Genomic DNA, 11178 nt, shown 5'->3' with positions numbered 1-11178 from the left:
CTACCCCGCCCAGGGGAGGCTTTTTTGAAATCGCTGCGCGCGTCGGAGGAGGCAAATTCCAGCACGCTTATCTGCTGGCGCGGGCTGGAGCAGCTTATCGACGCCTCCATCGGCGCCTCCGCTGCCACCTCCTGCGGGTTGCATTTCAGGCCTTCCCAGCCGGTGCCGCCTTCCTTCTCGCCCACAATTTGGGGATATTCTGCTGCGAGTTCCTTTTGCGGTCCGCTCCAGTCTTCTTTGGCTAGGTAATTCCATGCACCGGCCACGCCGATGCCGCAGAGACCGAGTACCATCGCGGCTAGAAGCCATTTGCGGGCGGTACGCTCGCGCCGCGGGGTAGCGGTGGGTGTGGTCAGCTCCTCGATGAACTCCCGTGCGCTGACATAGCGGCGTGCCGGATTTTCCGCGAGCGCCTTGTGCAGCACCGTGTTGATGTGCTCGGCAAAGCCCTGGTTGCGCGGTCCTACGTCTGCTCCGGTGATTTTCGGAATCAAGCGCGAATGCGCCCATTGTTGCCGGTTGTAGTGCGCGCGCAGATTCTCCAGCGTCAGCATTTCCAGCGCGATGAGCGCCAGCGCGTAGCGGTCGCTTGCCGCGGTAGCCACTGGAGCCTTGTTGCTTAGCGACGTCGGATAGAGCTCCGGTGCCAAATAGGCATCCGTGCCCACGCGCATGCCCTCGGAGGTGATGCGATTATCCTCTTCGTAGAGCGCAATACCGAAGTCTGTCAGGACCGTCGCCGAGGGGCGCGGATCATCGGGGACCAGGATATTTGCGGGTTTCACATCGCGGTGGACAACCGGCGTGGGAAGGCTGGCCAGGTAGTCCAATGCCTGCGCGATAGGTTCGAGATAGATAGCAACCTCGGCCAAGTCGAAGTGGAGCCCTGCGGCCTTGCGGGCCTTCAGGACGTCGTCAAGCGTGCCGCCCTCCACGTAGCGCATGACAAAATAGGGCAAACCTTCCGTCGTGCCGCCGGTGTAAACCGGAACGATGGCGGAGTGGCTGAGGTGGCTCATGCGCCGCATCTCCGCGCGGAAACGCTCGCGTGCATCGGGGTTGGGGGTGGCCTTGATGACCTTGATGGCTACGTCGCGTTCCGGGTCCTTTTGGCGCGCGTAGTACACGCGCCCCATGCCGCCCTCAGCGATGAGGCGGATGTCGGTGTAGCGCTCGTCGATTCCTCGGCCAGTTCCTTGGTAGAAGGAATCACCACGCGCGGCACGGCGCTGGGATCCTTGAGAAGCGGGCGCGCGAGAGCTTCGAGCACGCGGCGCTGCTCGTAATTGGGCTCGAAAGTATTCCGGGTAAATTCTGCGTTTGGCAGGCTATCTACCTCGGGTTCTGTGACAGGGGTGCCCTGCACGAGCTCTAATTCATAGCGCATCATCTTGGTGGAAAACGCAAAAGCGAGGCGCCAAGCGGAATGATGGCGGTGGATTGGGGAACAACGCGGATAGGAGAATAAGCGCGGTTGCTGGTCGAAGACATCGTGACGGTCAAGAAATTGCCGATGTTTTGACCAACCACACTCCGTCCGATTCGAAGAAGTGGAGAAAATGGCGGTGTACGGCTAAATCATCTTCACCGATGGGAAGGTCTGCGGTGCGGCCGGCTATTAGTTGTTGTCCAGGTGAAAGAATCACCTGCTGGCCCACGAGGTTGTCGATGAGCAGCTGCCCCTTCTTCAACATCCGTGGTCTCCTTCCAGGGTTTACATGGGAACTTAATAATTTTAGAACACCGTTCACTTTTCCAACTACATTGCCGCACTCGGGAGAACTCCCCAGATCGCCTTTGAAGTGTCTTTTCTCACAAACGCCTGGTCTTGCTGCAAGATGCGCGCGGGACTGCCCTAATCTCTGTCTTCGTGTCCCAAAATTCTTCTGCTCCCGATTCCTTGTCCCGCGACGTAGTTATTAACCTCACGATTCTGGTCTTGGGCGCCATGATTATGATCTTGAACGAGACCTCGTTGTCGGTGGCATTGCCTGCCGTCATGGCAGACTTTTCCATCCCGGCGACGGCGGCGCAGTGGCTGACCACGGGTTTCATGCTGACCATGGGTGTGGTCATTCCCACCACGGGGTACCTGCTGGAGCGCTTTAGCACCAGGCAGATCTTCTTTGCTTCGACCGGACTCTTCCTCGCCGGCACCGTGATTGCGGCGCTGGCGCCGGCTTTCTTGGTCGTGCTTGGCGGACGCGTGGTGCAGGCGGCGGGCACGGCGCTAATGATTCCGACGTTGATGACGGTGGCTATGACCCTGGTTCCGCCGCAGCGCCGTGGATCGGTGATGGGCATCATCTCGATTGTCATTTCGGTGGCTCCCGCCCTAGGCCCCACGGTGGGCGGCGCGATTGTTAATGCTTTGAGCTGGCACTTCATCTTCTGGGCGATGGCCCCGCTGATGGCGTTGCTGGTGGTAGCGGGCATGGCCAAGCTTGTCGACGTCGGGGAAAGCCGCGATACCCCGCTGGACCCATTGTCGGTGGTGCTTTCGGTATTCGCCTTCGGCGGGCTGGTCTACGGGCTTTCATCCATCGAAAAGATGCTGGAAGGCGACGGCCTGGTGGAAATTATCGCCACCGTGGTGGGCGCGGTGGCTTTGGTTGTCTTTGCTAAGCGACAGCTAGCGTTGGGCAAGGAGAACCACGCGCTGATGGACTTGCGCCCCTTCCGCGTGCGCAATTACACGATTGCCGTGGTCATCATGCTGGTTTCCTTTGGGCTGATGCTGGGCTCGGTGACGGTCTTGCCGATTTACCTGCAAACCTCCCTCGGCGTTTCCGCCTTGGTTACTGGCCTGGTGGTGATGCCGGGCGGCCTGTTGCAGGGCCTTGTCTCGCCGTTTGTGGGGCGCATCTATGACTCTCATGGCCCGCGCCCGTTGATGATTCCCGGCGCCATCCTGCTGGTGTTGGGGCTTGGCGCGATGGCAACGCTGGGGGAGGGCTCTCCGGTGTGGCTCGTGGTGGTCATGCACGTGACCTTTGCGGGGGGTATTGGCCTTATGATGACTCCGCTTATGACTACGGCTTTGTCCTCGCTGCCGAATGAGCTCTACTCGCATGGCTCGGCAATCATGAACACTCTGCAGCAGCTCGCCGGTGCGATGGGCACGGCCTTCCTAGTGGTTTTCTTGACCCGCGGCACTGTTGCTGGCATGGAGGCGGGCATGGACGAATCCGCCGCCACCGCACAGGGCACGCATTGGGCATTCTTGTTCGCGGCCGTCGCATCGCTTGTGGCACTCGTGCTCGCGCCGATGCTGCGTCCGGTTCCGCAGGATTAGCCTTTAGCTAGCAGGGGGAGAGGAACTCTGCGCGGTTGGACATGATGCGTGGGTTGCCGCCCAGGCGGGAAGCTGCGGAGCACAGAGCATCGGTATCGAAGCCATAATCGATGGCCACCGGGTAGACCTTGCCCTCTGCTACCTCGCCGCGCACAGATGGGCAGATACCTGGGTTGTAGTATTCCGCGCCGGGGTAGGCAGCGACTGAGCGCTCAAGCTGTGGAAGGGCCTCTTCCGGGCTTCCGGCCACGACGGAATCGACGATGAGCACGCCGTGGCCGTCGCAAGCAACGGCGGAAGGATTAAATCCAGCGGGCAAGTCCGAGCTGGAGTTTTTAGTTGCAGGAGCGGTGTATTCCTGCGTGACCGTCTGTTCGACGGTCTCGGTTATGGTTGCAGCTTCTTCAGATTTTTCGCTCTCAGCGCGTTGGCTGCTTTCTGAATTCTCATCCTCTTTCGCGGTGCTCTCAGTTGCAGGGGCTTCGGCAAGTGGGGCTAGCTGGGATTGCGCATTTTCTTTGGCGCCGCCCAGCATTCGCATGGCCAGAACACTGCCGCCTACCAGTGCAATAAGTGCTAGGACTGCGACGGCAATCGCGATGTAGATGGTCTTGTTTTCCTGCGAATTATCCATGGTCGCTGCTCCTTTAGGCGCACAATTGCATCTTTAGGCGCGCGTTCTCCGCGTCTGCGCCCCAGATAATGAAGGCGGACTGGGTGCCAGGCACTGCCATGTAATAGGTCGGCTCCTCGGCGTTCGGGGCTTCGAAGCTCTGGACGGTGCACTGACCATTGGAAAGCTCGGTGGGATCCGAAGGCAGGATGGCGTCGCGGGCTTCCACGGATTCGTAGGAGGCGACAGAATAGCTTAAATCGTCGCCCTCACAGGTGATCTTCGCCAGCTGGCCTTCCTCCGGCTCGCGGTGGTGGCACTTGGTATCGCCATAGCCGGAGGTGCCGCTGCGCGAGCCCAGCAGGCCAGGGTAGGCCTCTGCGAGGTTGCTTTCATCATCGTTCCAGCCCGGGTACTGCTTGAAGAAGAAGATGCCGGCGGCGGCGAGAACGACCACTGCCAGTGCGGCGCACAGCGCGATGAGGCCGGTCTTCTTGCCAGAGCCGGACTTCTTTTCTGCGACCGGTGTAGCAAATTCCGCGCCGTGTGGTTGGCCCTGCATCTGCCCCTGCGGCTGGCCTTGTGGGTAGCCTTGCTGGAACCCCTGCTGGTACTGGCCTTGCTGCATCATCGGCTGCTGTTGAGGCATGTACTGCGGTGGCATCTGCTGCTGCGGGGCCTGCTGCGCTGGCTGAGGCTGCGTCTGCGGGTGGGTTTGCTCGCGGGTTGCCGCAGCTTGCGGGCTGGCGAACTGGGAAGCAAAACCTGCGCCTGCGGCACCAGCTGCTCCCGCTGCAGCGACGCCCGCTGCAGCGGTACCCGTGGAAGTAGAGGCGTGACGCAGGGCGTCGATAACCGAGCCAGCCGAGTTGAACTGGGAATCTGGTTTGAACTCCGGATGCGCAGATTTAATGAGCTCCGCAAAGCGCTGCGTGACCTGCTCAGCGGTGACGTTGCCCACGCCCGGGCCTGCCGCACACAGCACCGCATTGCTGCGCGAACCCGTAACCATGATGCGGCGCGGATGCAGCGCATGCATGGCAAAGCCCGCCTGGTTGTTCTGCAACAGGTAATCCACTGCCTCGGCCAAAGGAGTAAAAACTGAAAGCGCCTCGGTCTTGGTGAGATGCTGCGCGCCTAGGCCAGAGCCGGTGAAGGTAGAAAGCGGCTCGCCGGAAAGTGCGGCGCGCACCAGAAAGTCCTGGCCCTTTTCTGTGGTTCCGGTGCCGACGAGCGGGGCGATGGAGCGATGGTGGACGTCGGAAAGCGCGGAGGCTTGCTTAACCGCACCGCGGTGGTTGGGCTCAAAAAGCTCGACCGTCATTGGCTTATTAGAGGAGTCCACGACACCGAAAAGCGTGGAGACCGGGGATTCGTCCATTACGGAAAGCTGACGAAGTTGATGCTGAGTAGAGAAGAACTCAGGGAGCTTTTTCACAGGGATTCATCCTTTAAAGGCAAGCGGTATAGGGTGCGTTTCTTAATTAAGAGTAACGGCCAAACGGACATCGCTAAGCGAAAAGGGGCATACAAGTGGCATAAACTTCCTGTTCGCTACCGGCGTACAGTGGTGTGAGCAGGGGAAATGGGTATATAGATGGGTGGGTTTAAAAAACGGCGAATTGCATGTCCAGTCAGCGCGTTAGAGTGGATGACACATTATTAGCGAAAGCATAGAGGTATAAGGCAATGTTCGAGAGGTTTACTGACCGTGCTCGCCGCGTCATCGTTTTGGCGCAGGAGGAAGCACGCATGCTCAACCACAACTACATCGGCACCGAGCACATCCTGCTCGGCCTCATCCACGAGGGTGAAGGCGTTGCCGCAAAGGCCCTCGAGTCCATGGGCATCTCGCTCGAGGACGTGCGCCGCGAGGTTGAGGAAATCATTGGCCACGGCTCCCAGCCGCACACCGGCCACATTCCGTTTACTCCACGCGCTAAGAAGGTCTTGGAGCTTTCCCTGCGCGAGGGCCTGCAGATGGGCCACAAGTACATCGGCACCGAGTTCCTCCTGCTCGGCCTCATCCGTGAGGGTGAAGGCGTTGCTGCGCAGGTGCTGATCAAGCTCGGTGCTGACCTTCCACGCGTGCGTCAGCAGGTTATCCAGCTGCTTTCTGGTTACGAGGGTGGCAATGGTGAAAATGACGGCCAGTCCCAGGGCGGTCCCGTCGGCGCTGGCGCCGGCGTTGGTTCTGGCGGCCGCACCGCGCCGTCGGGTTCCGGCGAGCGTTCCAACTCCCTGGTGCTGGACCAGTTCGGCCGTAACCTCACCCAGGCAGCCAAGGACGGCAAGCTTGACCCAGTTGTCGGCCGCGAGTCCGAGGTTGAGCGCATCATGCAGGTGCTTTCCCGCCGTACCAAGAACAACCCGGTCCTCATCGGTGAGCCGGGCGTTGGTAAGACCGCCGTCGTTGAGGGCCTGGCTCTCGACATCGTCAACGGCAAGGTCCCAGAGACCCTGAAGGATAAGCAGCTTTACTCGCTGGACTTGGGTTCCCTCGTTGCAGGTTCCCGTTACCGCGGTGACTTTGAGGAACGCCTGAAGAAGGTCCTGAAGGAGATTAACCAGCGCGGTGACATCATCCTGTTCATCGATGAGATCCACACCCTCGTTGGTGCAGGTGCCGCAGAGGGTGCTATCGATGCTGCTTCGCTGCTGAAGCCAAAGCTAGCCCGTGGCGAGCTGCAGACCATTGGTGCAACCACGCTCGATGAGTACCGCAAACACATCGAGAAGGATGCCGCACTGGAGCGTCGCTTCCAGCCGGTCAAGGTGGACGAGCCATCCTTGGATGACACCATCCTGATTCTCAAGGGCCTGCGCGATAAGTACGAGGCACACCACCGCGTCTCCTACACCGATGAAGCACTGAAGGCTGCGGCATCGTTGTCTGACCGCTACATTAATGACCGCTTCCTGCCGGACAAGGCAGTCGACCTCCTCGACGAGGCCGGCGCCCGCATGCGCATCAAGCGCATGACCGCGCCGGAAGGCCTGCGTGAGGTCGATGAGCGCATCGCCCAGGTGCGCAAGGAAAAGGAAACCGCCATCGATGCTCAAGACTTCGAGAAGGCAGCTGGCCTGCGTGACCAAGAGCGCAAGCTCGGTGAAGAGCGCGCGGAGAAGGAAAAGCAGTGGCGCTCTGGCGACCTTGAGGAGATCGCCGAGGTAGGCGAGGACCAAATCGCAGAGGTTCTGGCGCACTGGACCGGCATCCCTGTGCTCAAGCTGACGGAGAAGGAATCCTCCCGTCTGCTGCACATGGAAGAGGAGCTGCACAAGCGCATTATTGGCCAGGACGATGCCGTCAAGGCCGTCTCCCGTGCTATCCGCCGTACCCGTGCAGGCCTCAAGGACCCACGCCGTCCTTCCGGCTCCTTCATCTTCGCCGGCCCGTCCGGCGTTGGTAAGACGGAGCTTTCCAAGTCCCTGGCTAACTTCCTGTTCGGCTCTGATGATGACCTCATCCAGATCGACATGGGCGAGTTCCACGACCGCTTCACCGCGTCCCGACTCTTCGGTGCTCCTCCGGGATACGTCGGCTACGAAGAGGGCGGCCAGCTCACCGAGAAGGTTCGCCGCAAGCCATTCTCCGTGGTTCTCTTCGACGAGATCGAGAAGGCCCACAAGGAGATTTACAACACCTTGCTGCAGGTCCTCGAGGACGGCCGCCTGACCGACGGGCAGGGTCGCATCGTGGACTTCAAGAACACCGTTCTGATCTTCACCTCGAACCTGGGCACCCAGGACATTTCCAAGGCCGTGGGCTTGGGCTTCACCGGCTCCTCTGAGAACGATTCTGATGCGCAGTACGAGCGCATGAAGAACAAGGTCAACGATGAGCTGAAGAAGCACTTCCGCCCAGAGTTCCTGAACCGCATCGACGAGATCGTGGTCTTCCACCAGCTCACTCAGGAGCAGATCGTCGAGATGGTTGAGCTTCTCATCGGCCGCGTGGAGAAGCAGCTGGCTGAGCGCGACATGGGCATCGAGCTGACTCAGAAGGCAAAGGACTTGCTGGCAAAGCGCGGCTTTGACCCAGTCCTCGGTGCGCGCCCGCTGCGTCGCACCATCCAGCGCGAGATTGAGGATCAGCTCTCTGAGAAGATTCTCTTCGGCGAAATCGGCGCCGGTGAAATCATCACCGTTGACGTGGAGAACTGGGATGGTGAGTCCAAGGACAACTCCAAGGCCACCTTCACCTTCACGCCGCGTCCGCGCCCGCTACCGGAGGGCACCTTTGAGGATGACCTCGCTGACGCTGAGGTGCGCGAGAACGAGGAAGAGACTACCGCTGCAGATTCCACCGACACCCCGGATATCCTCTCCAGCGACGTCTTGCCAGAGTCCAATGATGACGACGGCGAGGGCAACCCACCAGCAGCTGGTGCTGGCCAGCCACTCTAAGGCTCGCCGCTAGCTGAAAAGCAAAAGGGGCGCCTGCGTACAACATGAGTACGCAGGCGCCCCTTTCGTTTTCCTTCTTCTAGGTTCGCTAAGTTTCTGCTCTACTCCGCAGAATCTGCTTCGGTGCTTAGGGTCTCTTCGAGCCAATCGATTGCTGGTTCATATTGTCCGATAAGACCTGCGATGTGGCCGCCGGCAACGCGGGAGGAGAGTGCACCGCCGCGGTCTTCGAGGGTTTCTACTTCACCGCCGAGCTCTTGCCAGTCGGTGGCTAGCTGCATTGCTTGGGCGTGGTCCACGATGTCGTCGTTGGGTGCGCTGCCCACCAAACCTTGCCGGCCGGGCGCAGGTTGCCGATGCGTTGTGCTTCCAGCACGGAGCGCACCCGCTCATCGGAGGTGATGAACTCGCTCATCGAAATTCCAGTGTCGGTGAGCTCGGACAGATCCGTCATGGACCAGCGCATCGAGGAATCCACGATGCAGGAGCGGGAGTTTTCTTCCAACCAGTGCTTGCCCTTGGCGTTGAAGTACTCGTCGACCGCGGCGGAGAAATCCTGCGAACGGGCGCTAAATCCTTCAATGGCATAGGCCAAGTTCGGCCCAAGCCGTGGGGAACCGGCGAGCACCTTCACTAGGTCTGCCGGAGGAGCGCCCGCAAAAGTCGCACGCAGGTCTAGCTCCGGCGCATATTCCGGAACGAGCTCAGCCGCAGCGGCTGCAGCACCGCCACCCTGGGAATAGCCAAAGAATGCGACGGGCCCAGATGCGGCGGCCCGTGCGGCGTCGATAAGCGCGTGCCCTTGCTCAAGCCGGTTGGCATAGGTGTGCACACCCGGGGTACCCAAACCAATGTAATCCGTGATGACCAGGCGCATTCCGCGGTCCAGGAACTTGGAATACAACGGGGATTCATAGTTGACATTGATGGAAGACCCCAACAACGAGACCGGGCCTAAAAAGCCCTTGCTTCGCGAAGGCGCACAACTATCCGCCATTCCCCGGGTGCCCGGAGCCATCACCACCGTGGGAGCCTCACCCGGGCCTTCCCACTGCTCAGTCGGCTCCATGACGGTGCCCGAAACATAAGTGGGAGTGCCATCTTCAAGCCGGGAGGAATAAAGAATGCGTTCGACCCCGTGCGCTATGTTCTCGCGGCGCAGCACGGTGCCGGGCTCAGCATTGGCGACGCCCTCGGGCTCATCTTCGTAGAAATCCGCCACGAGGGCGCTGCTGAGCGAGGAACCCGCCATAGAGGAGCCAGAACTCAGCGCAGCCTGAGCCGGCATGCTCGGTGCAAAGAGGAGCAAGCTGGTGACAGTAGGGGTAAGAAGGCGCAGGAAATTCACGGATTCCAGTCTACTGGCATGGGGGATTTTCTCCGGGCTGAGGCGTGCGATTGCGGCTTTGCCGCCCTAGATGCCAAATCGTGACCGAATCTGCGGGCGTTGTCCCGTCGATTTGGCATGTAGGCACATTGAGTAGGGCGCTAAGGCGCCGCAATGCGATAGCGCGCTGAGACCACCGCGCTAAACTGTATAGCCATGGGCATTCAATACCGATCTCGTAAGAAAACCGGCAAGAATAGCTGGATCAACATCTCCGGCTCTGGGGCATCCATGTCCACCAAGGTGGGGCCGGTGACCTTCAACTCCCGCGGCGGCATGTGGATCAACCTGCCTGGCGGGCTGAACTTCCGGGGACGCTGGCGCTAAATTACAAGGTCGCAACCATGGAAGAACCTACGAGTGACTATGTCCGCATGGGCATTGAAGCCGACGTTGTGCTGCGCCTTGGCATGCTGCTTATGGGCGCCGGCACGTCGGGCTATCGTGCGCTGCGCGGAATGAAGCGCGCGGCCCGCGCTCTAGGTTTTTCCCGGTTGGACGCCAACGTAGGCGTTACCCAAATTACGTGCACCTTCCATAAGGGGCGAGCTTTTCGCACCGTGGTGGCGCAGCAGCATTCGCCAGCTGTCGACGCATCTCGTATCGAAGCCCTTGAGGATCTCACCCATAATCGCCTCTACGCCGGCATTACTGCGGAAGAACTCGATGCTTTCCTCGATGACATCGAGTCTCACGTGCGCAAGCGCTGGAATGGTTTTACCTTGGCCACTGCCGCGGGCGTGGCTTGCGCTTCCTTCTCAGTGCTTAACTATTTCCAGTCCTATGTTGTCTTCTTGGTCGCGCTCGCTGCCTTTTGCGGGCAGTTCGTCAGGTGGGCGCTGCATCATAAGCACGTGCACCAGATTGGCTGCATTGTGGCAGGTGGCGCCACGGCGAGCTTGGTCTACTTCCTGAGCACCGAGCTTTTGTCTATTGCTGGCTTAGCCAATCCCACAGACTTCTCCTCGGGCTATGTCGCCGCAGTTCTTTTCCTGATTCCCGGCTTCCCGCTGTTTTCCGCGCTGATTGATTTGGCGCGCTTTGACTTTGACGCCGGCATGGCGCGGCTTAGCTACGCACTGACCGTCATCATCGCGGCTACCTTCACGGTGGCCATGGTCAGCTGGTTCACGGAACTTACCCCAATTGCGCCGCCACCTGTGCCCGATGCCAGCTGGTACGCAGCCGCCATCCTGGCTAGCTTCTTAGGCATCGCCGGCTTTGCCTTCCTGTTTAATTCCTCGCGGCGCATGGTGATTGCCGCCGCAATAGTAGGCACCGTAGCCAACATGGTGCGCTTGGGCATCCTAGAGCTGGGAGTGACCAGCTACTTCGCAGCTTTCGTGGGCGGCACGATCATCGGTCTGCTGGGCGGGCGCGTGGCGCGCACCATGCATCTGCCACGTATCACCACCACGGTTCCCGCCGCAGTCATCATGATTCCCGGCGCAGCGATGTTCCGCTCTGTCTATC

The 11178-nt window shown here is 60.2% G+C and carries 11 protein-coding genes; 4 read left to right on the top strand and 7 right to left on the bottom strand.

What is annotated here, in order from left to right:
* From HMPREF2724_RS03150 to HMPREF2724_RS03145, 3 genes are all read right to left on the bottom strand, one after another.
* A partial coding sequence (locus HMPREF2724_RS03150) for a serine/threonine-protein kinase (RefSeq protein ID WP_070587117.1) occupies positions 1–1127 on the bottom strand: 1127 nt, incomplete at its 3' end.
* Entirely contained in the window at positions 1088–1390 is a 303-nt protein-coding gene (locus tag HMPREF2724_RS12605) for a hypothetical protein (protein ID WP_141748322.1), read from the bottom strand. The genes HMPREF2724_RS03150 and HMPREF2724_RS12605, both read right to left, overlap by 40 nt.
* Before the next feature lie 109 nt (positions 1391–1499).
* Positions 1500–1694, bottom strand: a complete 195-nt coding sequence (locus HMPREF2724_RS03145; protein WP_070455249.1) for a hypothetical protein — start codon at positions 1692–1694, stop codon at positions 1500–1502.
* 176 nt (positions 1695–1870) lie between these two features.
* Between HMPREF2724_RS03145 and HMPREF2724_RS03140 the strand changes: the two genes are divergently transcribed.
* Positions 1871–3295 carry an MDR family MFS transporter gene (locus HMPREF2724_RS03140; RefSeq protein WP_256375018.1) on the top strand — a complete coding sequence of 475 codons (1425 nt, stop codon included), beginning with the start codon at positions 1871–1873 and terminating at the stop codon, positions 3293–3295.
* A 7-nt stretch (positions 3296–3302) separates the two neighbouring features.
* Here the strand turns inward: HMPREF2724_RS03140 and HMPREF2724_RS03135 are convergent, their stop codons facing one another.
* Positions 3303–3929 (bottom strand): hypothetical protein, encoded by a 627-nt coding sequence (locus tag HMPREF2724_RS03135; RefSeq protein WP_070455247.1) that lies wholly within the window; start codon positions 3927–3929, stop codon positions 3303–3305.
* A 13-nt stretch (positions 3930–3942) separates the two neighbouring features.
* Positions 3943–5346: a hypothetical protein gene (locus HMPREF2724_RS03130; RefSeq protein ID WP_083286019.1), complete on the bottom strand. Its 1404-nt coding sequence runs from the start codon at positions 5344–5346 to the stop codon at positions 3943–3945.
* Between the two features lie 251 nt (positions 5347–5597).
* Between HMPREF2724_RS03130 and HMPREF2724_RS03125 the strand changes: the two genes are divergently transcribed.
* Entirely contained in the window at positions 5598–8318 is a 2721-nt protein-coding gene (locus HMPREF2724_RS03125) for an ATP-dependent Clp protease ATP-binding subunit (RefSeq protein ID WP_061924678.1), read from the top strand.
* A gap of 101 nt (positions 8319–8419) precedes the next feature.
* Here the strand turns inward: HMPREF2724_RS03125 and HMPREF2724_RS03120 are convergent, their stop codons facing one another.
* Both HMPREF2724_RS03120 and HMPREF2724_RS03115 read right to left on the bottom strand, forming a co-directional pair.
* Positions 8420–8617 carry a hypothetical protein gene (locus tag HMPREF2724_RS03120; protein WP_168164865.1) on the bottom strand — a complete coding sequence of 66 codons (198 nt, stop codon included), beginning with the start codon at positions 8615–8617 and terminating at the stop codon, positions 8420–8422.
* Positions 8590–9666 (bottom strand): lipase family protein, encoded by a 1077-nt coding sequence (locus tag HMPREF2724_RS03115; RefSeq protein WP_070587110.1) that lies wholly within the window; start codon positions 9664–9666, stop codon positions 8590–8592. The genes HMPREF2724_RS03120 and HMPREF2724_RS03115 overlap by 28 nt, the downstream gene beginning before the upstream one ends.
* Positions 9667–9861: 195 nt before the next feature.
* Here HMPREF2724_RS03115 and HMPREF2724_RS12300 point away from each other — a divergent pair, with 195 nt between their 5' ends.
* Both HMPREF2724_RS12300 and HMPREF2724_RS03110 read left to right on the top strand, forming a co-directional pair.
* On the top strand, positions 9862–10032 hold the full coding sequence (locus tag HMPREF2724_RS12300; protein WP_005529875.1) for a DUF4236 domain-containing protein: 171 nt from the start codon (positions 9862–9864) through the stop codon (positions 10030–10032).
* Between the two features lie 47 nt (positions 10033–10079).
* Positions 10080–11178 (top strand): threonine/serine exporter family protein (locus HMPREF2724_RS03110; protein WP_083306081.1); only part of this gene is annotated, 1099 nt, incomplete at its 3' end.

Origin of the sequence: Corynebacterium sp. HMSC071F07 (assembly GCF_001810285.1) — a bacterium.
GTDB classification, from domain to species: Bacteria; Actinomycetota; Actinomycetes; order Mycobacteriales; family Mycobacteriaceae; genus Corynebacterium; species Corynebacterium simulans.
The sequence above is the reverse complement of the archived record's forward strand: the minus strand, read 5'-3'. Positions and strand labels throughout refer to the sequence as shown.